Genomic DNA, 25,263 nt, shown 5'->3' on the forward strand with positions numbered 1-25,263 from the left:
GGGTGTCCGAGACCCGGGGAGGCCGACCGGATGCGTGTGATCGCCTGGCTCGTCGAGGGCACCTGGCCCGCCTGCGTGGACGCCGTGCGCGACCACGCCCCGGGCGGCGCCGAGGTGGTCCTGCTGCACGTCACCGGCGCCGAGGTGCCGGGGCTCGCGCACGGCGCGTTCGCGGGCCTGCTCGGGCGCGGCCACCCCGAGAGGGACCCCGGCGACCGGCTGGAGGCGCTGGGCGGGACATCGTCGGCCGAGCTGCTCGAGGCGGCCGCGGAGCGCCTGGGCCGCCCCTGTGTGCGCGAGGAGCGGTCGGGCCGGGTCGAGCGGGAGGTGGTGGCCGCGTGCGAGGGCGCCGGCCTGCTGGTGCTGGCCCGCGACGGCGACCGCTCCCGGCTCGGCCCGCACAGCCTGGGCCCGGCGGTCCGCTTCGCCGTCGACCACGCCCCGTGCCCGGTCCTGCTGGTGTGGCCGGAACCGGCCCCGCCGCTGGGCACCCTCCCGCCCCCGCCGCCGCACCACCTCTGAGTCAGCGGTGGTGCCACCCGCCGCCGTCGTATCCCCCGCCGCCCCAGCCGCAGTTGTACGGGTACGCCGCACAGGGATCGGACGGGACGGAGGGCGTGGGCGTCGGGGCGGCCGAGGTGGGCGTGGAGACCGGGGCCGGTGCGGCGGTGGTGCCGGACGCCTTGGGGGTGGGTGTCGATGCCGGGGGTGCGAGGTGCCGGGTGGGGGTCGGTGACGCGAGGCTGTCGCTGTCCCAGTCGACGTTCTGCATCCGGAGCTCGGGCTTGGCGGTGTCGACGGACCAGCGCTGGTCGGTGCCGGTGGCGCGGTTCTTGGTGACCAGGGCGCCGGAACCGTCGGTGGCGGCCGGGGTGAGCGCCAGCTCCTGGTTCCAGCGCGGCACCAGCACGCCCTGGAGCGTGAAGTCGTAGCGGATGTTCCGCGCGGCCGCGCCGGTGGCCGAGCAGGGGGCGAGGCGCACCGAGTAGCCGAGGCTGGAGTCCAGGCACAGGCCGGGCGCGGCGGAGTCCCGCAACAGTCCGTCGGCCTCGTACGTCCACTGCTGGCTCGGCGTCGCGCCGCAGGCGGCGAGTTCGGTCTCGGCGCCCTGGACGGCCTTGCCGCCGACGACGCCGATGCACAGGCCGGAGGCGAGGTTGCGCAGCCGCCCGCGCACCGCGCCCTGCCCGGCCGTGCCCGCCCCGGCCCAGGACGCGCCGGGGCTCGCCGTGCCCTTGCCCGGCGCTCTGGACGAGCCACCGGACGCGCCCGGCGCCGGGTGGTCCCCGGAGCCGAGCACCGACCACAGCACCAGGGGCAGCACGATCAGGCCGCTCACGGTCCCCACGGCCAGCGCGAGGTTGCGGCGCCGGGCCCGGCGGGCGGCGCGCCGGTCCGAGCGGCGCGAAGGGGCGGGCTCACCGTCGGGGCCGGTGGAAGCGGACGTGGCGGGGGTGGCGATACGGCTGCGGCGCGCGGACGGTACGGGCTCGCGACGGCGGGTGGGAGCGGCGGGGCCGGTGGGGTGACCCGTGGGCTCGGCCGACGTGAAGGACTCGCCGGACAGGGGTGTCAGGGACGCGGGGTCCGGGGCGGGCGCGGGCGGCTCCTCGGTGCGGCGCGCGCGGGCGGCGACGTAGTCCCGGGCGCCCCAGCCGAGCACCGCCTCGGCGAGCGCGAGCCCCAGCCCGGTGTGGAACGCGGCGAGTTGGTCGGCGGTGCGACGGCAGTGGGTGCAGCGGGCAAGGTGCCCGGCGAGGTCCGGGTCCAGGTCGACGCCGCCGCGCCGGTAGGTCACGTCGAGCATGCGCAGATAGCTCCGGCACTCGGCCTCGGGGGCGAGTTCCCGGTGGACCTGGAGGCACTCCTCGCGCAACCGCTCGCGCGCCCGGCGCAGTTCGACGCGCGTGTCCTCCTCGTCCAGGCCGAGCAGGGCCGCCGGTACGGCGAGCGGTTCGGCCTCGACCTCGGTGTGCCACAGGACGGCGCGGGAGGTCTGCGGCACCCCCTGGAAGGCGCGGGAGAGCAGGCGGCGGCCGGGCGGGGGCAGCAGCCGGGCGGAGGCGCGCTCACCGGTGGCGCTGGAGCGCAGTGCGGGGTGCAGGAGTTCCTCGCGGCCGTCGGTGTCCCACTCGGCGGCGATCCGGCGGACGGCGACGAGCAGCTGGGGCCGCCAGGCGGCGCTCGGGCCGGCCTGCCGGAGCGAGGCACCGAAGAGCCGGGTGAAGGCGGCGGTGGTGAGCATGCCGGCGGCGCGCGTGCCGTCCGTGCACAACCGGGCGTAGGCGAAGGCGGCTTCCCAGTGCCGGTCGAGCAGTTCACCGACCGGATGCAGCGCGGGAGTCGTGCCCGTCCACTTCTTCAGTTCGGCACTCAGTTCCTCGTCCGACAGGCCTGCCTCATTCACGACCGCAATTCCTCCAGACGGATACGGGAATTAGTCCATACCAACCAGTATGGAGAGGTGATGGGGCAGCTCGGGCGTCCACCTGAGGCGGCTCTTTTGAAGCGTGGGGGGTGTACGGGGAGCGGCCTGGCGCATGCAGCGGGGAATGTGATTGTCTGCATGCGGCAGCGCACACTTTTGCACAGTGCGGCGCTTTGGAACAAGGGATCTCGCGCTTCTCGCGATTCCGGGCGGAAGGTCTTCTGTTGACTATTCGTCAAAGGCGGTCGGCCCCGGCAAACCGATTCCACCCTTATCGCCGCTCGCCCGCCCGGTAGGCGCCGGGCGGCATCCCGTAGCGCTCCCGGAAGATCCGGCTGAAGTGGTGGGGACTGGGGAATCCCGAGGCCGCCGCCACCCGCTCCACCGTCAGATCGGTGCCCCGCAGCAGCCGGGCCGCGTGCCGCAGCCGGGCCTCGCGCAGGGCGCGCATCGGGGACCGGCCGGTGCGCAGGGTGAACAGGTGGGTGAAGCGGGACGGGGACAGCGCGACGCTCTCGGCGAGGGAGCGGACGGTGTGCGGGGCGCCGGGGTCGGCCGCGATCAGTTCCTCGGCCCGGCGCACCCGGGGATCGTCCCGCGGTCCGCACGGCGTGGCCCCGGCGCCGGACACCGCGAGCAGGACGGCCTCCTCCAGGGCGCAGAGCGCCAGTTCGCGGGCGGGGAAGCCGTCGGCCACGACCACGGGGTCCGGCCCGCGCGCGGCGCCCCGGTCCGTGAGCATCCGGGCGAAGGCCACCGCGATCCGCTCGTGCGGCGCGGCGGGGGCGGAGGGTACGGCGTACAGGCCGTCGGCCAGGGCGTACGGCGCGAGCCAGGGCGTCCAGGACGGGCGTGCCCCGCAGTGCGCCCACCAGAACCGCCAGCGCTCGGCGCCGGGCGCGACGGCGTACCGGTGGGCGGTGCCGGGCGCGAGCACCACCAGGTCCCCCGCGCCGGCCCGGGTGCGGGCACCGCCCTGGCGGAGCAGTCCGTGTCCGCCCGTGGTGAAGGTGAACAGCCAGCTCGCCGAGCCCCGGGGCCGGTGGACGCGGTAGCCCGGACCCTGGTCGTAGCGGCCGGTCACCACCAGGTCCGGCGGCGGGGACGGGTCGCCGGCGGCAGCCGTCACGGGCAGGTTCTCAGCACGCACGGGCATCCTCCCCTCGGGCACACCCGCCTAGCGTGACGGACATGCGACCGGACCACCGGACTTCAGGAGCGGACACATGACAGCCACGAACGACACCGCCATCCCGCCCAGGGCACTCCGGCAGCGGTTCGAGGAGCACGGATTCACCGTCGTACGCGCCCTGTTCAGCCGTGCCGAGACCGAGCGGCTGTGCACCCACTTCACGGCACTGCACGCGGCCGGTCCGGTCCCGGGCCGCTTCGAGCCCCGCCCGGCCGACCCCGACCCGCTGCGCCGCCACCCCCGGGTGATGCAGCCGCACGAATTCAGCGCGCCGGCCCGGGAGTTCCTGCTGGACCCCCGGCTGCGGGCCGTGCTGGAGGTGCTGTTCGGCGAGGAGGTGCTGGCCGCGCAGAGCATGTTCTACTTCAAGCCGCCGGGGGCGCGCGGGCAGGCGCTGCACCAGGACAACTTCTATCTCCGGGTCGAGCCAGGCACCTGCATCGCGGCGTGGGTGGCCTGCGAGCCGATCGACCGGGACAACGGCGGCCTCGAGGTCGTCCCGGGCACCCACCGGATGGGCCTGTTCTGTCCCGAACTCGCCGACGAGGGGCTGTCGTTCGCCCGCGAGTACGTGCCGCCGCCGCCCGGACTCGTGCCGGTCCCGGTGGATCTGGCGCCGGGTGACGTGCTGTTCTTCAACGGCAGCCTGGTGCACGGCTCGGGACCCAACCGCACCGCCGACCGCTTCCGGCGCTCCTTCATCGGGCACTATGTCGGCCGGTCGGCCGAGCGGATCGGCGCGTACTACCGGACGCTGACGATGAGCGGCGAGCGGGTGCCGCTGCCGCTGACCGAGGGGGCCGGTCCGTGCGGCACGGAGTTCGTACCGCACGGACCGCACTGACCACACCGACCGTTCAGTGACCGCTGATCGCCCGTGCCGTGTACGGCTGTTCCAGTTCCTCAAGCTCCTTCTCGCTCAGCTCCAGTTCGACGGCCGCGGCCGCGTCCTCGATGTGGTGCGGCTTGGCGGCGCCGACGATCGGGGCCGCCACGACGGCCCGGTGCAGCAGCCAGGCGAGGGCGACCTGGGCGCGGGGCACGCCACGGGCCTCGGCGATCCGGGTGACGGCCTCGACGATCGAGCGGTCGCTCTCCAGGTACAGCCTGCTGCCGAAGTTGTCGTTGGCGCTGCGCTCGGTGACCGTGCCCCAGTCGCGGGTGAGCCGGCCGCGCGCGAGCGGACTCCACGGCAGGACCCCGACGCCCTGGTCCGCGCAGAGCGGCAGCATCTCCCGCTCCTCCTCGCGGTAGAGCAGGTTGTAGTGGTTCTGCATGGACACGAACTTCGTCCAGCCGTGCCGCTCGGCGGTGTACTGCGCCTTGGAGAACTCCCAGGCGTACATCGAACTCGCCCCGATGTAGCGCACCTTGCCCGCCTTGACCAGGTCGTGCAGCGCCTCCATCGTCTCCTCGATCGGAGTCGTGTGGTCGTAGCGGTGGATCTGGTAGAGGTCGACGTAGTCGGTGCCGAGGCGGCGCAGGCTGTGGTCGATCTCGGTCATGACGGCCTTGCGCGACAGCCCGGCCCCGTTCGGGCCCGGCCGCATCCGGCCGTTCAGCTTGGTGGCCAGCACGATGTCGTCGCGGTTCGCGAAGTCGCGCAGGGCCCTGCCGGTGATTTCCTCGCTGGTGCCGTCGGAGTAGACGTTGGCGGTGTCGAAGAAGTTGATGCCCGCCTCCAGCGCCTGCCGGATGAGCGGGCGGGAGGCCTCCTCGTCGAGGGTCCACTCGTGGACGCCGCGGTCGGGCAGGCCGTAGGTCATGCAGCCCAGACAGATCCGCGACACGTCCAGGCCCGTGGAACCGAGCTTCACGTACTGCATCGATGCTGCTCCCGCCGTCGGTAACGATGGTCGGCACCGAGCCTACGGCCTGACCGGGCATCGACTTGACGGGGCGAACGCGCGGGCGATGTGATCCTGACACGTGCCGCGCCGCCCGGCGTGGGCAGGACGGAGCGGACTTGCCTCCCACGGGTGTGCACCGCGCCGCGGGTTCCGTGAGGACCGCAGGCGCCCTGGCGGTGACCCTGATCGTGACCGTGTCGGCCCTGGCCGGCTGCCACGCCGGCGGCTCGGGCGGCTCCGGCGGCCCTCCGGCCGAGGAGGGCCGCGGCGCGGCGCGACCGGCCACGGCGGTACGGCTGCCGCCGCGGCACGCCGGTTTCGACTACCAGATCGGCGGCGCCTATCCCCCGCCGACGGGCGTGCGGATCGTCAGCCGCGACCGCTCCGACTCGCCCGCGCGGGGGCTGTACAACATCTGCTACGTCAACGCCTTCCAGGCCCAGCCCGAGGAGCGCTCCGCCTGGCCGGCCGACCTGCTGCTGCGCGACCCGCACGGCAGGGCCGTCATCGACGAGGACTGGAACGAGCCGCTGCTCGACATCGGCACCGCGGCCAGGCGGACACGGGTGGCCGCGCGGGTGAACCGGTGGATCGACGGCTGCGCCGACAAGGGCTTCGACGCCGTGGAACCGGACAACTACGACAGCTACACCCGCTCCCACGGACTGCTCACCGCGTCCGACGCGACGGCCTTCATGGCCCTGCTGTCCCGGCACGCACACGCCCGGCATCTGGCCGTCGCCCAGAAGAACACCGCCGAACTGGCCGGTCAACGGCGGCGGGCCGGGCTGGACTTCGCGGTCGCGGAGGAGTGCGGACAGCACGACGAGTGCGGGGTGTACGCGAAGGCGTTCGCCGACCGGGTGGTGGACATCGAGTACACCGACAGCGGCCTGCGCAAGGCGCTCGACGGCTGGGGCGGGCGGCTGAGCATCGTCCGCCGGGACCGGGACGTCTCCCCTCCGGGGAGCGCGGAATACGTCCGAAAAGCACGGTAGCGCTCCGCCAGGGGGGCGATGTGCCGTCGAGTCGCCCTGACATGCCGTCAGGCGTCCGCGGCACCGTGGTGGTCGCTCGCGCCCGCGCAGCGCGGCCGCACATCGATACGGCCCCGCGCCCCTTTGGGGCGCTGTGGTTGCTGCCGTCAGGTGACCGCCCGGCGTGGGAGGCGCGGATCGTCGTACTGTCGGCTCATTCTCGGCGGCAGACGACCGGCGTCCGGCCGGTCACGGCCGCCTCGGAGGAAACGCGGTGCCGACACGTTCCACCACGTTCAGAGCCCTGGCCGGGGCAGCACTGCTGCCCCTGGCCCTCGTCACCCCCGCCTGCGCGCAGTCCACTGCCGCACCCGCATCCGCCGCCCCCGCGCCCGAGACGCCGGGCACGCTGTGCGCGCCCGCGGGCACCCTGCGCGGCTCGCACGGCGAGCAGGCCCAGGTCAGCCTGTGCGCGGACACCGGATCGCCGAGACTGAACATCACGGCCCCGGCCACCTGCCGGGGCACGGACGCCAAGGTGCAGTACGTCTGCCGCACCGAGGGTTCCTGGGAGGTGCACCGCGCCGGCAAGTCCCTGGGCACCGGGTCGCTGCCCGGCTCGCGGCTGTACGCCGGTCCGGGTGAGTACGACATCTCCGCCACGGTGCACGTGAAGTCGGTGCCGGCCGGGGTCGACCTGAAGGGCACGGTCAGGGCCACCGTGTCGCTGACCGCGCCGATGGCCAAGGCCACGCACGTGGTCAGCGCCGACAACACCGTGCTGCGCCGCAACAGCACGACGACGGTGACGTACACGATCCACCGCAACAGCGACGAGGGCGACGGCAACGCGCGGCTGGGCATGATCGGCGAGGAGGGCACCGGCGTACAGATCCGCAGCGCCGACCACCGCTGTGTGAACCCGCTGGTGGGCCGCTATCCGTCGAAGACCCGGCTGGCGAACTCCCTGGACTGCACGGTGACCGAGCTCCAGCCCGGCCACCCGGAGAAGCTCCGGGTCCGCGTCACCCTCGGGGCGAAGTGCTCCACGGTGGTCTCGAAGCTCGGTTACTGGGTGCCGCAGGGCCAGAGCATGTACACCGGGGCCATGCTGGAGGGCCCGAAGCTGACCTGCCGCTAGAGCGGCCCGAGCAGGTCCAGTGCCCGCTCCCACGCGAAGTCCGGCCGGCTGCCGTCCGGCCGGACCTCGCCGTTGTACGGCTCGCCGAAGCGGACGCCCATGCCGCGCAGCCGGGCCAGGCTGTCGAGGTAGGCGGGGTGGGCGGCCAGGGCGGCGGCCACGCAGGGCAGGGCCGCCACGGGTATGCCGAGGCCGGCGGCCTCGCACAGGGTGCCGAGGGCGAGCGTGTCGGCGATGCCGGCCGCCCACTTGTTGACGGTGTTGAAGGTGGCCGGTGCCACCGCCACGGCGTCCGGCGGCGGGAAGGGACGGGGGTCGGCCGGGGTCCGCCAGGCCGAGCGGACGGGACGGCCGGTCCGTGCCGCCGCGGCCTCCAGGTCGAAGAAGCCGCCCGCCGCGACCGGTGTCGCGATGACGCCGACCGCCCAGTCCCGCGCTTGCGCGGCGGTGATCAGCCTGTCGACGCCGGCGGCGACGCCCGCCGCGCAGACGACGACGTACAGGAAGGGCTTCTCGGCCTGTCGGGTCATCCGCGAACCCTACTGAACGGCGCAGCTACCGGAGCGGGAAGGACCCCCCGCGCTCGCTCTCGGGCCGGGGTCCGGCGATGCGGCGCTCGCGCTCCTCGATGGCGACGTCGTTGATGCCGGCCTCGCGCCGGGTCATCAGGCCGTGCTCGTCGAACTCCCACAGCTCGTTGCCGTACGAGCGCCACCACTGCCCGGCGGCGTCGTGGCACTCGTACTGGAAGCGGACGGCGATGCGGTTGCCGTCGAAGGCCCACAGGTCCTTGCGCAGGGCGTAGTCCAGCTCGCGCTCCCACTTCGCGGTGAGGAACGCGACGATCTCGGTGCGTCCGGTGACGAAGGTGCCGCGGTTGCGCCAGACCGAGTCCTGCGTGTAGGCGAGCGCCACCGTGTGCGGGTCCCGGGTGTTCCAGGCGTCCTCGGCGGCCTGCACCTTCTGTGCGGCGCTCTCGCGGGTGAACGGCGGCAGCGGCGGGCGGTCGGCCATGGTCTCCTCCTCGGACAGCGATGGAGAACGAGCGTTCTCCATTCGGCTGCTACCGTAGGAGAACGTTCGTTCTCTCGTCAAGGAACCCGTCAGGGAGTCAAGGAGTGCCGATGCCGCCGATGGACACCGCGCTCGCCCGGGAGCGCGCGCTCGACGCCGCGGAGGAGCTGTTCTACGCCCGCGGCATCCAGGCCGTCGGCATGGACGAACTGCGCGGTGCCTCGGGGCTGTCGCTCAAGCGCCTGTACCAGCTGTTCCCGACCAAGGAGCAGCTCGTCGTGGCGTACCTGGTCCGGCGCGACGAGCGCTGGCGCGGGCGGCTGGCCGCACACGTCGCACGGCAGCGGGACCCGCGGGAGCGGATCCCGGCCGTGTTCGACTGGCTCCAGGAGTGGTTCGGCGAGACCGGCTTCCGCGGCTGCGCCTGGCTCAACGCCTACGGCGAGCTGGGCGCGACGTCCACCCTTGTGGCCGAGCAGGTCCGCGCCCACAAGGAGGCCTTCCGGGGTTACCTCGCCTCGCTGGTGGACGCGGCCGGACTGCCCGCCGTACTCACCGGCCCCCTCTTCCTGCTGGCGGAGGGGGCCATGGTCACGGCGGGTGTCACGGGCGGCGCGCGGCCGGCGGCCGAGGCCCGCGAGGCGGCGCGGGCCCTGGTGGCGGCCGCCGGTGCGGACGGGATCAGCCGGTGGTCTCCGACACCGTGATCGCGCCGACCGGACAGGCGCGGGCCGCCTCCTTCACCATCGGCTCGTCCGTGCCGTCCTCGTGGCCGGGGAGCAGCGCGCTGAAGCCGTCGTCGTCCTGGGTGAAGACCTTCGGGGCGGCGAGCGCGCACTGCCCCGCGCCGATGCAGACGTTCGTGTCGATGCTGACCTTGAATCGCATGAGCTGAGCCTCTTACCAGGTCACGGGGAGTTCCAGCATCCCCTGGATCGTGTCGCCGCGTTTGAAGGGGATCTCCTCGGCCGGCACGGCGAGGCGCAGGCCGGGCAGCCGGGTCAGCAGCGCGCCGAGGGCGATCTCCAGTTCCGCGCGGGCCAGGTTCTGGCCCAGGCACTGGTGGATGCCGAAGCCGAACGCCACGTGGTGCCGGGTGCCGCGGTGGAAGTCCAGGCTGTCGGGGTCCTCGTACTGGGCCGGGTCGCGGTTGATCACCGAGGTCGAGAAGAGCACGCCCTCGCCGGCCCGGATCGTCTCGCCGCCGATCTCGATGTCCTCCAGCGCCACCCGTTGCAGCCCCTCCGCGATGGAGAGCATCCGCATCAGCTCCTCGACGGCGGCGGGCAGCAGCGCCGGGTCGGCGCGCAGCTCGGCGAGCCGCTCGGGGTGCTGGAGCAGGGTGAAGGTGCCCAGCGAGATCATGTTTGCGGTGGTCTCGTGGCCCGCGACCAGCAGGATCAGGGCCAGGGAGACGACGTCGGCACGGTCCAGGACGCCGTCGCGCAGCTGCTGGTGAACGAGGTCGTCGAGGATGCCGTCGCCCGGCTCGGCCGCCTTCGCCTTGTCGTCGATCAGCCCCCCGATGTACTCCTCCAGGCGGGCGCGGGCGGCCACGGCCTGGTCGGCCGTCCGGCTGCGCAGCAGTCTGCGGGACTGTTCCTCGAAGAACTCGTGGTCGGTGTACGGCACGCCGAGCAGATGGCAGATCACCGTCGACGGCACGGGCAGCGCGAAGGACGAGACCAGTTCGGCGGGCGGGCCCTGGGCGATCATCGCGTCCAGCAGCCCGTCCACGACCCGCTGGATCCAGGGCCGCAGCTCGGTGGCGCGCCGGACGGTGAACTCCGGGATCATCATCCGCCGCTGCCGGTTGTGCTCGGGGTCGTCCAGCCCGAGCAGGGCCACCCGGCGGTCCTGGATGCCCTGGAAGCGCTCGGCGGGCACGGGGAACTCGGGCCGGCGGCGGTCGGAGGAGAGCCGGGGGTCGGAGAGCAGGGCGCGGGCGGCGGCGTGTCCGGTGACCGCCCAGACCTCACGGCCGTCGAAGAGGGTGACGCGGGACAGGGCCCGCCCGTCACGCAGTGGCTCGTAACCGGTGGGCGGGTGGTAGGGGCAGGTGCGGTCCTGCGGGAAGGCGACGGGGTCGGCCGGGGTCGCCGGGCCGGTCATGTCCGTCAGTTCCGTCATGAGAAGACCTCGCAGACGAAGAAGTGCGTGGTACCGATCTTCATTAGATGCCCGAGGCACCTATAGGTCCACGACAAGTTCGGCCACTTCGGTGAACCGAGGGATCTGGCTGAAGATGAGGGGTGCGAGGGAGGGAAACCGGCCGGATTCCGGGGCCCTGGGCCGCCGGCCGGCCGCCGCGGGTCCACCCGGATGGCCGGTCATGGCTCCAGGGTACGGCCGTCCCCCGACGCGAAGGCGCGGGCCACGGCGAGGCTGTCCTCGTACACGTGGTGCCGTACGACCAGGCCGCCCCGCACGGTGAGGTGCAGGGCGAACCGGGCCGTGTACGCCCGGCCGGTCGGTGCGGCCGTCTGCCGGATGACGCCGAGGACCACCGCGTCCTCGCCGTCGACCGGGATCCGCTCCACGGTCGTGTCCGCCTGCCCCGGTACGTGGTGGGCGGCCGGCTCCCGGAAGTGGGCCTCGGCGTCGGCCCGGGTGGAGCGGTGCCGGATCCACGGGGTGGCGGCCCGGCCGTGCGCGTCCTGCGGCCGGTCCAGGCGCCAGTCGCAGCCGTCCGCGTACAGCTCGGCGATCCGCCGTGGTTCGCCCTCGCCGATCCGGCGGAGCAGTTCCCGCACGACGGTGCGGGTGGGGGTGGCGGTGGGAGTGGCGGACATGACGGGTGCGCCTCCTCGGGTGCCGGTGGTGGTGCGCGGCCGGGACGGGGCCGCTGTGCCGCCGGGTGGCGGTGGAGCTCGACTACCTGTGAGGTAAGGGCCGTACGGGGGAAGGGATGCGCGGTGCGGATGATCCGCGCGGCCGCCGGTGTTGTGCGCGGTGGCAGACAGCCGTTGAACCGACGAAGGGGATCAACCCATGCCTCTTGAGGGCGAGTACGAGCCCAGCCCGACCCAGTGGGTGCGCGAGCAGGTCGAGCTGTACGAGGGCTCCGGCGGGACGAAGGGGACGACGCTGATGGACACCGGGCTTCCGGTGATCATCCTGACGACCCGGGGGGCCAGGAGCGGCAAGATCCGCAAGACCCCGTTGATGCGGGTGGAGCACGACGGGACGTACGCGGCGGTCGCCTCGCAGGGCGGCGCGCCCAAGCACCCGGTCTGGTACTTCAACGTCACGTCCGATCCGCACGTGGAGCTCCAGGACGGCCCGGCCAAGCGGGACATGCGGGCCCGTGAGGTCACCGGCGAGGAGAAGGCACTGTGGTGGGAGCGGGCCGTGGCCGCGTACCCGCCGTACGCCGAGTACCAGGAGAAGACCTCGCGCGCGATCCCGGTCTTCGTTCTGGAGCCCGTCGACGGGAGCTGATCCGCGCCGGGAACCGGCGGAATTTAGAAAAATCTGCGCCGGACAGGTGTGACCCCGTACCGGGACGGGCACTCGTGCATCAAGGCCCCGCCGCGTTCCCCCGTCGCGGCGGGGCCGTATGCCGTCACGGCCGCGTTCCGCTACGGGGCGCTGAGCCACTCACCGTCTCTCATCAGCTCCCTGCCCTCCTGTTCGTTCTCCTCGTGCCAGGCCTGGACGCGTCGTGGGAGGACTTTGAAGTACAGGTAGCGGGTGGCGAGTTGGCGGGGGTCGAAGCCGGTCTTGCCGGCGAAGACCTCCGCGTCCTCCTCCGGGAGGTCCTCCGGGGGCACGGTCTGGACGATGCCCTCGATGACGACGGCGTCCCGGGTGGGGCCGAGGCCGAGGCGGGCGCGGCCCGTGGCGGCGAGATCGCGGCCGGTGGCGCTGTCGGCCGGGGCGGCGATCAGCAGCGTGGCGCCGTCCCACACGAAGGACAGCGGCACGAGATGAGGGGCGCCGCCGTCGGGGCCGGCGGTGGCCACCCAGGCGTCGACGTCGTGTTCCAGCCGGTGCAGGGTGTCCTTCGTGCGCTCCGCGGTGGTGCGGGCGGGCGGTGGGGTCATCGCGTACGGCCTCCTCGGGATGCGGATCCCGTCCAGTGTGACCGTCAGCCCGCCCCGTCCGCACGGACGTGGTCGAGGCGTGTCCGCGCGGCCGTCAGGAACAGCTCGAGGGCGGCCGGGTAGGAACTGGCGCGCATGGTGGCCACGAGATGGCGGGACGTGGCCGCGATGTGCGGGTGGGTGGCGGCGGGCAGCCGGCCGTAGGTGTCGCGCCACACCTGCGCCTCGGCCTCGCGCGCGGCCCGGGGCAGGGCGGTGCCCGCGGAGTCCAGGGCGCCGAAGGCGAGGGCCTGGTCGACGAAGGCGTGGTAGATCCGCACCGCCTCCGGGTCCGGGAACCCGGCCCGCCGCAGCACCCCGAGGATGGTCTCCACGGCCTGGATCTCCTGCGCGCGCCCGGTGACCCGGTGGGCGCTGAGCACCGCCGCACGGGGGTGCGCGAGGGCTCCGGCGTGCATGCGCAGGCCCAGGTCGCGCAGGTCGGCCGGCCAGTCGCCGGTCGGCCGCCAGGAGCGCATCGAGCGGCCGATCAGCTCGTCGGCGACGGCCAGCATCAGGTCGTCGGTGTGCCGGAAGTACCGGTACAGGGAGCTGGGATCGGCGCCGAGGGCCCGGCCCAGGCGACGCACGGACAGCGCCTCGGAGCCGTGCTCCTCGATCAGTCGCAGCGCGGTCGCGACGATCAGCTCCGCGGACAGGACGACGCCCTGTTTGGTGGGGCGCCGGCGCCGCCGCGCGGCGGGCGGGACGACACGTTCGCTCATGAAGGTCCTCCCTCGGATCCGGACGCCCTCCCCCGGACGTGCCCGGCACCTTATGACAACACCGTTGACCTGTGAAGTGCACCGGCGGTTTCATCTCCGGTCACCGGGGCCGACCGGGCCCCCCGGTGCGAGCGGAGAGCCAGCGATGAGCGATACCCCCTTCGGTGTGGATCCCCCCGCGCAGCCCGAGCTGCGCAAGTCCCTGGGCGTGCTGGACGGCATCGCCGTCGCCGCCTCCAGTACGGCCGCGACCACGAGCATCGGCATCGGTCTCGGGGTGACGGCCGGGGTGGTCGGCCTGCACCTGCCGGCCATCATGCTGCTGGCGTTCCTGCCGGTCCTCGGCATCGCCGGGGCCTACTCCCGGCTCAACCGGGTGGAGCCGAACGCGGGCAACGGCTATGTGTGGGTGGGCCGTTCGCTCAGTCCCTGGCTCGGTTTCATGGTCGGCTGGGTCAACTGCGTGGCGAGCGTGGCGTTCCTCGCCTACACCACGGCGGTCACCGGCTCGGCGCTGCTCCAGCTGGCCCAGGAGGCGGGCGTGCACCGGATCGGCTCCCTCGCGCTCGACGCGGGGTCGACGGCACAGACGACGGCGGTCGGCATCGTGGTGCTGGTCGCGGTCACGCTGACCGCCGTGACGGGTGTGCGTACGGCGGCCCGGCTGCAGACGGGGCTGCTGGTGTTCGAGTACGTGGTGCTGCTCGGGTTCTGCGGCTACGGCATCGTGCGGGGCCCGCACCCGTTCCGGCTCTCCTGGTTCGACCCCTTCGCGATCCCCTCGGCGTCCGCCCTGGCCCAGGGGATGCTGCTGTCGGTGTTCTGCTACTGGGGGTTCGAGGCCGCGTTCACGGTCAACGAGGAGGTGCGCGACCCGCGCGACGCCTCCCGGGCCGGGACGATCACCCTGGTGACCATGCTCGGGCTGTTCCTGCTCGGCTCGGTCGCCTTCCAACGGGTGCTGTCCGAACGGGAGTTGGCCGGGCACGGCGCCGAGGGGCTGGCGTACTTCGGGGACCGGCTGGCCCATCAGCCGCTGGCAGCGCTGCCACTCGTGGCGCTGATGTTCTCGGCCGTGGCCTCGCTTCAGGCGGGGGTCATCCCGACGGCCCGGGGGATGTTCGCGATGAGCCGGGACCGAACGCTCGGGCCGGTGTGGTCCAGGGTCAGCCGCCGGTACGGCACCCCGGCGGCCGGGACGCTGCTGATCGGGGCGCTGTCCGTGGCGGTGGCGCTGCTCGCGCTGGTGATCCCGCGTCTCGCCGACATGATCGACGCGACGGTGAACGCGGTCGGGATCGTCGTCGCGCTGTCGTACGCGCTGACCGCGCTCGCCGCCGCCGCGCGCTTCCGGAGCACGCTGCGGCAGGACTGGCGGCTGGGGGTGCGCGCGGTGGTGCTGCCCACGCTGAGCGCGCTCGCGCTGCTGGGGCTCGGCGGGTATCTCGGCTGGTCCTTCTACCGCTCGGCCGACCGTCTGGAACTGCGCGCGGACAACGGCTGGTTCCTGCTGCTCATGCCGGTGGCGATGATCGCCTCCGGGTTCGCGGTGGCCGCGTGGGCCAAGTGGGCGCGCAGGTCGCCGTACTTCCGCACGGGCGCGGGCACCGACGCCGACGCACCCGAGCTGCTCCCCTCCTCCCCCACCTCCAACTGACCTGTCGAGCACGTGATCTCAGGGAAAGGCATCATGCACGCTGATCTTCTCTTCACCGGCGGCCCCGTGTTCACCCCCGAGGGTCGTACGGCGAGCGCCGTGGCCGTCACCGGTGACCGGATCACCGCCGTCGGGCACGACGAGGTACGTGAACTCGCCGGGCCGCGCACCGAGGTGGTGGACCTCGCCGGACGGCTGCTGCTGCCCGGCTTCCAGGACGCGCACGTCCATCCGGTGCCGGCCGGGCTGGAGCTGACCCAGTGCGATCTGACGGGGGCGAGGACGGCCGAGGAGTCCGTGGCCGCCGTACGCGCCTATGCGGACGACCGTCCCGACCGGACGTGGATCCTCGGCGGCGGCTGGTCGATGGAGGCGTTCGCGGGCGGTACGCCGGCCAAGGAACTGCTCGACGCGGTCGTACCGGACCGGCCGGTGTATCTGCCCAACCGGGACCATCACGGCGCCTGGGTCAACAGCCGGGCGCTGGAGCTGGCCGGTATCGGCCGGGACACCCCCGACCCGGCCGACGGACGGATCGAGCGGGACGCCTCCGGCGAGCCGAGCGGCACCCTCCAGGAGGGGGCGATGCGGCTGGTCGGCCGGCTGACCCCGCCCGCGACCCCCGCCGACCGGCTGGCCGCGCTGCTGCACGCCCAGCGGCATCTGCACGCGCTCGGCATCACCGCCTGGCAGGACGCGCTGGTCGGCGACTTCCTCGGCATGGCCGACCCGGCCGGGGCGTATGTCGCCGCGGCCCGGGACGGTTCCCTCACGGCGCGGGTGCGCGGCGCCCTGTGGTGGGACCGGGAGCGGGGCGCCGAGCAGATTCCCGAACTGGTGGAGAAGCGCCGGGAGTTGGACCACGGTCGGTTCCGGGCGGGCACGGTGAAGCTGATGCTGGACGGGGTCGCGGAGAACGGTACGGCCGCGCTACTCGACCCCTATCTGGACCGGTGCGGGTGCGCGACCGCCAACCGGGGCAAGAGCTTCGTCGATCCGGGTCGACTGCCCACGTACGTCACCGAGTTGGACGCCCTCGGCTTCCAGTGCCACTTCCACGCGCTCGGCGACCGGGCCGTACGGGACGCGCTGGACGCCGTCGAGGCGGCGCGGGCCGCGAACGGGCCGCGCGACACCCGGCCGCACCTCGCCCACCTCCAGGTCGTGCATCCGGACGACGTACCGCGGTTCGCCCGGCTCGGCGCCACCGCGAACATCCAGCCGCTGTGGGCCGCGCACGAGCCGCAGATGGACGAGCTGACGATCCCCTTCCTCGGGGCCGAACGGGCCTCCTGGCAGTACCCGTTCGGGGCGCTGCTGCGGTCCGGGGCGCGGCTCGCGGCGGGCAGCGACTGGCCAGTGAGCAGCCCCGATCCGCTCCAGGGCATCCATGTCGCGGTCAACCGGGTCGAACCGGGCGGCGGCGGACCGGTGTTCCTGCCCGGTCAGCGGCTGGACCTCGCGGACGCGCTGAGCGCGTACACGGCCGGGTCGGCGTACGTGAACCACCTGGACGACACCGGCCGGGTGGCCGTCGGGGCGCTCGCCGACCTGGTGGTGCTCGACCGGGACCCGCTCGCCGGTCCGCCGGAGGCGATCGCCGAGACGGCCGTGGCGCTCACCTATGTGGGCGGGGAGCGGGTGTACGGCGCGCCGTGATTCAGCGGGCCCGCTGGAACGTCCGGCGGTAGGCCTGCGGGGACACCCCGATCGCCGCGTGCAGGTGCTGGCGCAGCGAGGCTCCGGTGGCGAAGCCGACCTCGGCGGCGATCCGGTCCACCGGCAGGTCGCTGGACTCCAGGAGATGACGGGCGCGGGCGACGCGCTGCTGGATCAGCCAGCGGCCGGGGCTGAGGCCGACCTCGTCGCGGAAGCGGCGGGCGAAGGTGCGCAGGCTCATCCGGGCGTGGCCGGCGAGGTCGGTCAGGGTGAGCGGCTCGCCGAGCCGCTCCAGGGCCCACAGGCGGGTCCCGGCCGTGCTCGCCGCGCCGCTCTGCGGGACGGGCTGCTCGATGTACTGGGCCTGGCCGCCGTCCCGGAAGGGCGGGACGACACAGCAGCGGGCGACGAAGTTGGCCAGCTCGCTGCCGTGGTCGGTGCGCACCATGTGCAGGCAGACGTCGACCCCGGCGGCGGCGCCGGCCGAGGTGAGGATGCGGCCGTCGGCGACGAAGAGGACGTCCGGGTCGAGGTCGACCTGCGGGAAGCGGCGCCGGAACGGCTCCGTCATGTGCCAGTGGGTGGTGGCGCTGCGGCCGTCGAGCAGGCCGGCCTCGGCGAGGACGAACGCGGCCGTGCAGATCGAGACGATCCGGGCGTCCGGGCGGATGCGGGCGAGCGCGGCGGCGACCTCGGCGGGCAGTTCGCCGGGGATGTACGCCGGGGGCATGGAGGCGACGACCACCGTGTCCGCCGTGTCCAGGATCTCGGGGCCGTGCTGGACGCCGATCGTGAAGTCGGCGCTGCTGCGCACCGGCCGGCCGTCGACCGAGCAGGTCAGCACCTCGTAGTGGCCGTCGGCCGCGCCGAGGATGCGGCTGGGGATGCCCAGCTCGAAGGGGTAGACGCCGTCCAGGGCCAGCACGGCCACCCGCTCGGGGCGCCGGGTGCGCAGCGGTGCATCAGGCATGGCAGGATCCTATCGGAAGGTGGCTGTCATGCCATTTCCCGGCCGCGCGAACCCGGGCAGGCTGGGTGACCATGAGCGATGTGAACACGATGCGAGCCATCAGCCAGGACGTCCTCGGCGGTCCCGAGGTGCTGCGGGAAGTGGAGCTGGAGCGGCCGAAGCCGGGGCCTAACCAGGTGCTCGTCCGGGTGCGGGCCGCCGGGGTCAACCCCACCGACTGGAAGCACCGGGCCCTCGGCGTCTTCCTGGGCGAGCCGCCGTTCGTGCTGGGCTGGGACGTGTCCGGCGAGGTCGCCGAGACCGGGATCGGCGTGGCCGCCTTCGCGCCGGGCGACGAGGTCTTCGGCATGCTGCCCTACCCCTACGGCGCCGGCTCGCACGCCGAGTACGTGCTCGCGCCGGTGCGTGCCCTCACGCGCAAGCCGGCCTCCCTCGACCATGTGCAGGCGGGCGCACTGCCGTTGGTGTCCCTGACCGCCTGGCAGGCGCTGACCGAGCACGCGGACGTCCGGCCCGGGCAGCGCGTGCTGATCCACGCGGCGGCCGGCGGGGTCGGGCACGTGGCGGTGCAGATCGCCAAGGCGCGGGGCGCGTACGTGATCGGGACGGCGAGCGCGGGCAAGCACGACTTCCTGCGGGAGATCGGCGTGGACGAGCCGGTCGACTACCGCACCACCGACGTCACCGGGACCGTGCGGGACGTCGACGTCGTCCTGGACACCCTCGGCGGGGACACCTCCGTCGCCTCGCTGCGGATGCTGCGGCCGGGCGGTGTCCTGGTGTCGATCCTGCCCGTGGGCTCCCGGGAACTCGACGACGAGGCCGAGCGGCTCGGCGTACGGGCCGTGCGCATGCTGGTGGACGCCGACCGCGCCGGGATGGAGGCGATCGCGGAGCTGGCGTCCGCGGGGAAGCTGACGGCGACGATCGCCGGGACGTTCCCGCTGGCCGACGCGGCGAAGGCGCACGCCCTGGGCGAGACCGGCCGGACGACGGGGAAGCTGGTGCTGCTGGCCGGCTGAGGACGAGCAGCGGGCGCCCGTCGGACATCCGGTCGACGGGCGCCGAAACCCGTCGACATATGTCAATCGAACATGCTCAAATTCCTCCCGCGGAGGGTAACTTGACGGTCGGGAACTGACCTGGAACGGCCGGGCGCGGGTGGGAGGTGAGACGGTCGTGCGGGACGAGCGTGCACCCTTCCACCGCCATCTGCGGGTCTACGAGCACCGGGCGCACACGGTACTGGAGCTGCGGGGCGAGATCGACCTCGTCTCGGCGACGGAGATCGGCCCGCTGCTGGACCGGTTCACCGGCCGGCCCGGCGCCCGGGTCGTGATCGACCTGGGTCCGGTGGAGTTCTTCGACTGCTCGGGGCTGCGGCTGCTGCACCGGGCCCGCTCCCGGGTGCTGGACGGCGGCGGGCAGCTGTACCTGGTGTGCGCGCAGCCGCTGACCCTGCGTGTCCTGGAGGCCACCGGCTTGTCCCGGCTGCTGCCCGCGCATCCGAGCCTGGACGCGGCCCTGGCCCGGCCCGGAGCCGCGTCCGGCTCGCTGTGACCGGCACCTGCCCCGTGCGCTACGCGTGCTCGAACAGGGCGCTCACCGATTCACCGTTGTGGATGCGCCGGACCGCCTCGGCCAGGGCGGGGGCGATGGACAACACCCGGAGCTTTCCGGTGTGTTCGTCCTCCGGCACCGGAACGGTGTTGGTGCAGACGATCTCCAGGACGTCCGGCTGCTCGCTCAGCCGTTTGACGGCGCCGCCCGCGAACACTCCGTGCGTGCACGCCACCCGGATCGAGCGAGGCCCCGACTCCCGGAGTCTGTCGAGGAGTTCGAGCACGGTGCTGCCCTTGGCGATCTCGTCGTCCAGCACGATGACATCGCGGCCGGTGACATCGCCGATGACGGAGCTGATGCTCACCCGGTCGTCGGCGTAGCGCTGTTTGGCGCCGGCCGCCACCTGCGCCCCGATCAGCCGGGCGAAGGCGGCGGCTTGCTTGGCGTTGCCGAGGTCGGGCGAGACGACCGTGGTGCGCGTCAGGTCGTACTGCCTGAAGTGCGCGGCCAGTTCGCGCAGCGCGTGCAGATGGTCCACCGGCACCGAGAAGAAGCCGTGCACCTGTGGGGCGTGCAGGGTCATGGCGAGCACCCGGCGGGCGCCGGCCGCGACCAGCAGGTCGGCGACCAGACGCCCGCCCAGCGAGATGCGCGGCGCGTCCTTCTTGTCGGAGCGGGCGTAGGAGTAGTGCGGCATGACGACCGTGATCCGGGCCGCCGAGGCGCCCCGGGCGGCGTCGCACATCAGCAGCAGTTCCACCAGGTGCTCCTGCACCGGCCGGACCAGCGGCTGGATCAGGAAGACGTCCCGCTCCCGGCAGTTGGCCTGGAGCTGCACCTCGAGGCAGTCGTTGGCGAACCGGCTGACCCGGGTCGGGCTGAGCGGCACCGAGAGGTGGGCGCAGACCTCCCGGGCCAGTTCGGGATGAGCACTGCCGCTGAAGACGGAGATGTCCCGCACGATCCGCTCCTCGCATGATCGGCACCGGCTGCCGGGCTCATGCTACTGGCCCCGCCCGCACCGGTAGAGCGTCTGTGCGCCGGCCGTCGCCCCGACGCGTCCCGCCGGGGACGGCGCCGCGGCGGCGGAGTCCGTGCCGCCGTAGGCCGAGGCCGGGACCTCGGTGCAGGTGGCCTGTACCCAGGCGGTGATCTGCGTGGCGGCCGTCTGTCCGGCGGCCGGCGTGGCCTGCTTCACGACGCCCGCGGCCGTCCGCTCACCGGTGACCGCCTGCCCGGCGCCCCCGAACACGGCGCCCATGCCCCGTCCGCCGCCGAGCAGCACGTAGCGCACCGTGCCGTCGGCGACGAGCTGCTGGAACCGGCCCTCGGTCGGGAACGGCACGCGCCCGCTGAAGCCGCCGACCGGCAGCACGTGGGCACCGGCCGCCAGGATGTACGGCGATGCCGTGCTCCAGCTGGTGGTGGCGAACAGGTAGGCCGCGGAGCCCTGGTGGGCGCGGGTGTAGTCGAGCAGCCGCCGCTGCACCGCGGTCAGTGCGCCGGTCCCGGACGCGCCGCCGAAGCCGCCCATGCCGCCGCCGGCCCCGGTCCTGGTCATGCCGCGCGTGCCGCCCCGGCTCGCCCGCCCGAAGGCGGCACCTCCGGCCCAGGCCGTCTGCCCGAGCCGTCCGGTCCCAGGGCGCGTCCCGCCGAAGCCGCGCCCGGAGGCGGACGGGCCGACCGCGCCCATGGTGTTGGTGCGGTACGACGGGGCGAAGACCTGCACCGCCCAGGCGCTCGGGGCGATGAGGAGGGCGGCCAGCGCGGCGGCGAGCCCGGCGAGCGCGAACCGGCCGCCGGCCCGCTGCCCGCCCGTCCGGGCCAGGAAGAGCAGCGCCAGACCGGCGACGGCGAGCACGCCCACGGTGGGCGCCAGCCACGGCGCGAAGGACGTGAACTGCCCGGCGAGATACGCGGCCCAGGCCGCCGTCGCCGCCACCGCGCCCGGCAGGGCCCAGGCGCGGGGGCCGCCGGCCCGGTAGGCGCGCCACATCAGCACGGTCCCGGCACCGGTGAGCGCGGCGAGCGGCACGGCGATCACGCCCATGTAGTACGTGTGCCCGGCGACGCTGCCGGCGCTGAAGACCAGGAAGTACAGGGCCAGCCAGGTGCTCCACAGGACGTACCCGGCGCGCAGTCGGTCCGTGCGCGGCCGTCCCCGGGACCACAGCAGTCCGCACACCGCGGCGATGGCGGCGATCGGGTAGAACCAGCCGGTCTGGGAGGCGAGCGACGTGCCGAACATCTTCGACCAGCCGTTCTGGTCACCGCCGAAGCCACCGCCGCCGCCACCTGCCCGTCCGGCCGCCGTGCCCGCACTCGTGGATCCGCCCGGGTTCCGGGCCGCCCCCAAGCCCTGCGCACCCCGCGCGCCGAAGGCACCGGAACCGCCGGGCGCGCGGTCCCCGCCGAAGGCGCGGTCACCGCTGTGCGCACGGTGACCGGCACCGCCGAACGCTCCCGCGCCCGTCGCCGTCCCCGTCGCCGGACCGGTTCCCGACCCGGTGCCCCGACCGGTCGCCTGGCCGAGGCCCTGCCCGGTGCGGGCGTGGCCGCCGCCTCCGCCGCCCTGAGTCGAGCTGATGCTCCCCGTCGAGGCCGCGCTGATGCCGAGCGAGGAGAACCGGGTCAGGAAGTTGTAGCCGACGACCATGCTGAACGCGGAGTTGTTGGTGGTGCCGTCCACATAGGGCCGGTCCTTGGCCGGGGTGAGGGTGACGGCGAGCATCCACGACGCCGACACCGCGGTCATCACCACGGCGGAGACGCCGAGGTGGGCCAGCCGCCGGCGCAGCGTGAGCGGTGCTGAGACCAGGTAGACGAGGGCGAGCGCGGGCAGGACGGCCCACGCCTCCAGCATCTTGGCCTGGAAACCGACGCCGACCCATACACCGGCCAGGACCAGCGGGCGCAGCCGGCCGGCCAGGGCGGCCCGCTGGGTGGCCTCGGCCGCCAGCAGCAGGCACAGCGTGAACATCGGGTCCTCGACCGCGGTGCGGAACAGCCCGACCGCGACGGGGGTCACCAGGAACGCCGCCCCGGCGATCAGCGCCGCGTGCACTCCGGCCCACCGGCGCACGATGCGGTGCAGCACCAGCAGGCTCGCCACGCCCTCCAGGACCTGGGGCAGGGTCAGTGCCCACGGATGGAATCCGAAGAGCCGCGCGGACAACGCCTGTGGCCAGAGGAATCCCGGCAATTTGTCGAGAGTGATGGAATTACCGGGATCGAAAGAGCCGTAGAAGAAAGCCTTCCAGCTCTCCGTCATGCTGCGGGCGGCACTCGCGTAGAACGTGTGGTACTCGCTGCGGTCGATGCCCCAGGCGTACAGCACGGCGGCGAGCACGACGAGAATCAGCAGTACAGGACGGGCGTACGCGGGCTCGCCCTGCGGTGACCGCCATGGCTGGCGGCGATCGGCACCGGTGGGGGCGGCTGCGTGGAGGACGTTCGTGGCCATGGGCAGCAGTCTTCGGCACGCCGTGCGCCCATAACGCCGATGCGGGCCGTTTTCAAGGAAACTCTCACCGCGTCAAGGGTTGTTCTTTAACCGCATGACATCGCAATGACGCCGGTCAAGTGAATTCCTTACCGGCGGGGTAGCACATTTTCATCTGACGGTTCGTCAGAAATAGGTCTGTACCGGAGTGTTGACGACCACTTATCTCACCCCTTGAATCAAGAGGCGACTCACCCCCCCCACAGTGAACGGAGAGTCATGGCTTCCCCACGCCTGCTCCGCAGTTGCCTCTTCGCCGCCCTGTCCGCCGCCCTGGTCGGCACCGCCGCCGTCGGCCCGGCCCGGGCGCAGACCGCCGCTCCGCACGCGGCAGCCGTCACCACCTTCTCCGACACCTTCGACGGGCCCGCGGGCGCCGCGGTCGACTCCTCGAAGTGGACGCTGGAGACCGGCGACAACGTCAACAACCACGAGCGGGAGTACTACACGTCCGGGACGGACAACGCGGCCCTGGACGGCCAGGGACACCTGGTGATCACGGCCCGCAAGGAGAACCCGGCCGGGTACCAGTGCTGGTACGGCACCTGCCAGTACACCTCGGCCCGGCTGAACACGGCCGGGAAGTTCAACGCCCGGTACGGGCATGTCGAGGCACGGATGAAGATCCCGCGCGGGCAGGGCATGTGGCCGGCCTTCTGGATGCTCGGCACGCCGGTCAACTGGCCGGACTCGGGCGAGATCGACGTGATGGAGAACGTCGGCTTCGAGCCCTCGACCGTGCACGGCACCATCCACGGCCCCGGCTACTCCGGCTCCGGCGGCATCGGCGCGGCGTACTCGCTGCCGAACGGGCAGGCCTTCGCGGACGCCTTCCACACCTTCGCCGTGGACTGGGCGCCCGGCTCGATCACCTGGTCGGTGGACGGGACCGTCTACGAGCGGCGCACGCCCGCCGACCTGGGCGGCGGGACATGGGTGTTCGACGACAAGCCCTTCTTCCTGATCCTGAACCTGGCCGTCGGCGGCTACTGGCCCGGCGACCCCGACGGCTCCACGCGGTTCCCGCAGCAGCTGGTGGTGGACTCGGTGTCGGTGACGACGAGCAACGGCTGAGCCGGACCGGGCTCAGTGCAGCGTCCAGGTGTACTTGCCTCCGCCGACCCAGCGGACCACGTCGGGGTCGTCCATGTCGTGGATGGTGATGCCGTACGACGCGGCGGTCTCCAGTACGTCGGTGACGTTGCGGGCCGCACCGATCACCTGACCGTCGATCTCCATGATCCGGAAGGGCGGCTCACCCGGCTTGCCCGGGCACACCCCGAGCACCAGGACCCGCGGATGGGAGATGTGGGGAGCTGCTTGTTCGGTCATGCACATCAGCGTAGAACGCATCCGGGTCCGGGGTGATCCCGAGCGGTTTCGCCCGCGGCCGGCCGCAGGCGGTCGGTCGCCGCTCCCCGCGCCCCGTCGGCGCGTCTGCGGCAGCCTTGGTCGTGTGGAACCCGTCGCCGCGCTCGAGCGGATCGCCTTCCTCCTGGAGCGGTCGCTCGCACCCACCTATCGGGTGAAGGCCTTCCGTACGGCCGCCCGGACGCTGGCCGCGCTGCCCGAGGGCGAGGTCGCCGAGCGGGCGGCGGCCGGGACGCTGGAGGCGCTGAAGGGGGTCGGGCCGAAGACCGCGCAGGTGGTGCGGGAGGCGCTGGCCGGCCAGGTGCCCGGGTATCTCAGCGCACTGGAGCGGGAGGGCGGGGGCGTGCCCGCGCAGGGCGCCGGGGCGGGGCTGCGGGCGCTGATCCGGGGGGACTGCCACACCCACTCGGACTGGTCCGACGGCGGCAGCCCGATCGAGGAGATGGGGCGGGCGGCGGCCGCGCTCGGCCATGAATGGACGGCACTGACCGACCACTCCCCGCGGCTGACCGTGGCCCGGGGCCTGTCGCCGCGGCGGCTGCGCGAGCAGCTGGACGTGGTGGCGGGGCTGAACGCACGCTGGGCGCCGTTCCGGCTGCTCACCGGCATCGAGTGCGACATCCTCGACGACGGCTCGCTGGACCAGGAGCCGGAACTGCTGCGGCTGCTGGACGTGGTCGTGGTGTCCGTGCACTCCAAGCTGCGGATGGACGCCCGCTCGATGACCCGGCGGATGGTGGCCGCCGTACGCGATCCGCACACGGACGTCCTCGGGCACTGCACCGGGCGCCTGATCACGGGGCGGGGACGGCCGGAGTCGGAGTTCGACGCGGACGCGGTGTTCGCCGCCTGTGCCGAGTCCGGTACGGCCGTGGAGATCAACAGCCGGCCCGAGCGGCTGGACCCGCCCCGCCGGCTGCTGCGCCGGGCCGTGGCGGCGGGGGTGCTGTTCTCGGTCGACACCGACGCGCACGCACCGGGCCAGCTGGACTGGCAGATCCTCGGGTGCGCCCGGGCCGAGGAGTGCGCGGTGCGGGCCGAACGGGTGGTCACCACCTGGTCGGCCGACGAACTGCTGGCCTGGACCCGTGAGGGCCGGATCCCGGCGCGGGCGTGAGCGACGTGGAAA

Annotated in this window: 25 protein-coding genes and 1 pseudogene; 12 read left to right on the top strand and 14 right to left on the bottom strand. The window is 73.4% G+C overall.

All coding sequences use genetic code 11. The features are described 5' to 3' along the window. Positions 1–30: 30 nt before the first annotated feature. On the top strand, positions 31–522 hold the full coding sequence (locus BIV23_RS18395; protein WP_071381964.1) for a universal stress protein: 492 nt from the start codon (positions 31–33) through the stop codon (positions 520–522). A gap of 1 nt (position 523) precedes the next feature. Here the strand turns inward: BIV23_RS18395 and BIV23_RS18400 are convergent, their stop codons facing one another. Both BIV23_RS18400 and BIV23_RS18405 read right to left on the bottom strand, forming a co-directional pair. Continuing rightward, positions 524–2,407 carry an RICIN domain-containing protein gene (locus tag BIV23_RS18400; RefSeq protein WP_245790568.1) on the bottom strand — a complete coding sequence of 628 codons (1,884 nt, stop codon included), beginning with the start codon at positions 2,405–2,407 and terminating at the stop codon, positions 524–526. 292 nt (positions 2,408–2,699) lie between these two features. Next, on the bottom strand, positions 2,700–3,584 hold the full coding sequence (locus BIV23_RS18405) for a helix-turn-helix domain-containing protein (RefSeq protein ID WP_071381965.1): 885 nt from the start codon (positions 3,582–3,584) through the stop codon (positions 2,700–2,702). Between the two features lie 70 nt (positions 3,585–3,654). On the opposite strand from BIV23_RS18405, the gene BIV23_RS18410 reads away from it, so the two are divergent. Next, entirely contained in the window at positions 3,655–4,464 is an 810-nt protein-coding gene (locus BIV23_RS18410; protein WP_071381966.1) for a phytanoyl-CoA dioxygenase family protein, read from the top strand. Positions 4,465–4,477: 13 nt separating this feature from the next. Here BIV23_RS18410 and BIV23_RS18415 read toward each other — a convergent pair whose 3' ends face one another. Next, positions 4,478–5,446, bottom strand: coding sequence for an aldo/keto reductase (locus BIV23_RS18415; RefSeq protein WP_071381967.1), 969 nt, complete (start codon positions 5,444–5,446; stop codon positions 4,478–4,480). 140 nt (positions 5,447–5,586) lie between these two features. Here BIV23_RS18415 and BIV23_RS18420 point away from each other — a divergent pair, with 140 nt between their 5' ends. Then, a complete protein-coding gene (locus tag BIV23_RS18420; RefSeq protein ID WP_071381968.1) occupies positions 5,587–6,468 on the top strand; it encodes an endo alpha-1,4 polygalactosaminidase in 882 nt (293 codons plus the stop codon). Positions 6,469–6,721: 253 nt separating this feature from the next. Continuing rightward, positions 6,722–7,588: a hypothetical protein gene (locus BIV23_RS18425; RefSeq protein ID WP_071381969.1), complete on the top strand. Its 867-nt coding sequence runs from the start codon at positions 6,722–6,724 to the stop codon at positions 7,586–7,588. Here the strand turns inward: BIV23_RS18425 and BIV23_RS18430 are convergent. Together BIV23_RS18430 and BIV23_RS18435 are read right to left on the bottom strand one after the other, a co-directional pair. Next, positions 7,585–8,118 (bottom strand): flavoprotein, encoded by a 534-nt coding sequence (locus BIV23_RS18430; protein ID WP_071381970.1) that lies wholly within the window; start codon positions 8,116–8,118, stop codon positions 7,585–7,587. The genes BIV23_RS18425 and BIV23_RS18430 overlap by 4 nt on opposite strands. Before the next feature lie 25 nt (positions 8,119–8,143). Then, positions 8,144–8,602, bottom strand: a complete 459-nt coding sequence (locus tag BIV23_RS18435) for a nuclear transport factor 2 family protein (protein ID WP_071381971.1) — start codon at positions 8,600–8,602, stop codon at positions 8,144–8,146. 119 nt (positions 8,603–8,721) lie between these two features. On the opposite strand from BIV23_RS18435, the gene BIV23_RS18440 reads away from it, so the two are divergent. After that, positions 8,722–9,309 (top strand): TetR/AcrR family transcriptional regulator, encoded by a 588-nt coding sequence (locus BIV23_RS18440; protein WP_071382066.1) that lies wholly within the window; start codon positions 8,722–8,724, stop codon positions 9,307–9,309. Here the strand turns inward: BIV23_RS18440 and BIV23_RS18445 are convergent. The 3 genes from BIV23_RS18445 to BIV23_RS18455 form a co-directional block, all read right to left on the bottom strand. Continuing rightward, entirely contained in the window at positions 9,284–9,490 is a 207-nt protein-coding gene (locus BIV23_RS18445) for a ferredoxin (RefSeq protein ID WP_071381972.1), read from the bottom strand. The two genes, BIV23_RS18440 and BIV23_RS18445, sit on opposite strands and share 26 nt — an antisense overlap. 12 nt (positions 9,491–9,502) lie before the next feature. Further along, on the bottom strand, positions 9,503–10,732 hold the full coding sequence (locus BIV23_RS18450) for a cytochrome P450 (protein ID WP_071381973.1): 1,230 nt from the start codon (positions 10,730–10,732) through the stop codon (positions 9,503–9,505). 200 nt (positions 10,733–10,932) lie between these two features. Then, positions 10,933–11,394 carry a nuclear transport factor 2 family protein gene (locus BIV23_RS18455; protein ID WP_071381974.1) on the bottom strand — a complete coding sequence of 154 codons (462 nt, stop codon included), beginning with the start codon at positions 11,392–11,394 and terminating at the stop codon, positions 10,933–10,935. Between the two features lie 199 nt (positions 11,395–11,593). Between BIV23_RS18455 and BIV23_RS18460 the strand changes: the two genes are divergently transcribed. Further along, positions 11,594–12,043: a nitroreductase family deazaflavin-dependent oxidoreductase gene (locus tag BIV23_RS18460; RefSeq protein ID WP_071381975.1), complete on the top strand. Its 450-nt coding sequence runs from the start codon at positions 11,594–11,596 to the stop codon at positions 12,041–12,043. 140 nt (positions 12,044–12,183) lie between these two features. Here the strand turns inward: BIV23_RS18460 and BIV23_RS18465 are convergent, their stop codons facing one another. Continuing rightward, entirely contained in the window at positions 12,184–12,648 is a 465-nt protein-coding gene (locus BIV23_RS18465) for a pyridoxamine 5'-phosphate oxidase family protein (RefSeq protein ID WP_071381976.1), read from the bottom strand. A 44-nt stretch (positions 12,649–12,692) separates the two neighbouring features. Next, a complete protein-coding gene (locus tag BIV23_RS18470; RefSeq protein ID WP_071381977.1) occupies positions 12,693–13,412 on the bottom strand; it encodes a TetR/AcrR family transcriptional regulator in 720 nt (239 codons plus the stop codon). A gap of 145 nt (positions 13,413–13,557) precedes the next feature. Between BIV23_RS18470 and BIV23_RS18475 the strand changes: the two genes are divergently transcribed. Together BIV23_RS18475 and BIV23_RS18480 are read left to right on the top strand one after the other, a co-directional pair. Then, positions 13,558–15,069 carry an APC family permease gene (locus tag BIV23_RS18475; protein WP_071381978.1) on the top strand — a complete coding sequence of 504 codons (1,512 nt, stop codon included), beginning with the start codon at positions 13,558–13,560 and terminating at the stop codon, positions 15,067–15,069. 33 nt (positions 15,070–15,102) lie between these two features. Next, positions 15,103–16,728, top strand: coding sequence for an amidohydrolase (locus tag BIV23_RS18480; protein WP_071381979.1), 1,626 nt, complete (start codon positions 15,103–15,105; stop codon positions 16,726–16,728). A 1-nt stretch (position 16,729) separates the two neighbouring features. On the opposite strand, the gene BIV23_RS18485 is transcribed toward BIV23_RS18480, so the two are convergent. Beyond that, a complete protein-coding gene (locus tag BIV23_RS18485; protein WP_177239941.1) occupies positions 16,730–17,698 on the bottom strand; it encodes a GlxA family transcriptional regulator in 969 nt (322 codons plus the stop codon). A 71-nt stretch (positions 17,699–17,769) separates the two neighbouring features. On the opposite strand from BIV23_RS18485, the gene BIV23_RS18490 reads away from it, so the two are divergent. Continuing rightward, positions 17,770–18,720, top strand: a complete 951-nt coding sequence (locus tag BIV23_RS18490; RefSeq protein WP_177239942.1) for an NADP-dependent oxidoreductase — start codon at positions 17,770–17,772, stop codon at positions 18,718–18,720. Positions 18,721–18,877: 157 nt separating this feature from the next. Then, positions 18,878–19,258, top strand: a complete 381-nt coding sequence (locus BIV23_RS18495; protein WP_079173240.1) for an anti-sigma factor antagonist — start codon at positions 18,878–18,880, stop codon at positions 19,256–19,258. Between the two features lie 19 nt (positions 19,259–19,277). Here BIV23_RS18495 and BIV23_RS18500 read toward each other — a convergent pair whose 3' ends face one another. Then, the gene (locus BIV23_RS18500; protein WP_071381982.1) at positions 19,278–20,222 is read right to left on the bottom strand and encodes a ribose-phosphate diphosphokinase; all 945 of its coding nucleotides are present in this window, start codon (positions 20,220–20,222) and stop codon (positions 19,278–19,280) included. A 42-nt stretch (positions 20,223–20,264) separates the two neighbouring features. After that, complete coding sequence (locus tag BIV23_RS18505) at positions 20,265–22,724, bottom strand: ArnT family glycosyltransferase (protein ID WP_071381983.1); 2,460 nt, start codon at positions 22,722–22,724, stop codon at positions 20,265–20,267. Positions 22,725–22,982: 258 nt separating this feature from the next. Between BIV23_RS18505 and BIV23_RS18510 the strand changes: the two are divergent. Further along, positions 22,983–23,831 (top strand): annotated as a pseudogene (locus BIV23_RS18510) (glycoside hydrolase family 16 protein); the annotation flags it as partial. An 18-nt stretch (positions 23,832–23,849) separates the two neighbouring features. Here BIV23_RS18510 and BIV23_RS48680 read toward each other — a convergent pair. After that, positions 23,850–24,095 (bottom strand): hypothetical protein, encoded by a 246-nt coding sequence (locus tag BIV23_RS48680; protein ID WP_071381985.1) that lies wholly within the window; start codon positions 24,093–24,095, stop codon positions 23,850–23,852. A 124-nt stretch (positions 24,096–24,219) separates the two neighbouring features. Here BIV23_RS48680 and BIV23_RS18520 point away from each other — a divergent pair, with 124 nt between their 5' ends. Next, complete coding sequence (locus tag BIV23_RS18520; protein WP_071381986.1) at positions 24,220–25,251, top strand: PHP domain-containing protein; 1,032 nt, start codon at positions 24,220–24,222, stop codon at positions 25,249–25,251. Positions 25,252–25,263: the final 12 nt, after the last annotated feature.

The organism is Streptomyces monashensis (genome assembly GCF_001866665.1).
Classification (GTDB): domain Bacteria; phylum Actinomycetota; class Actinomycetes; order Streptomycetales; family Streptomycetaceae; genus Streptomyces; species Streptomyces monashensis.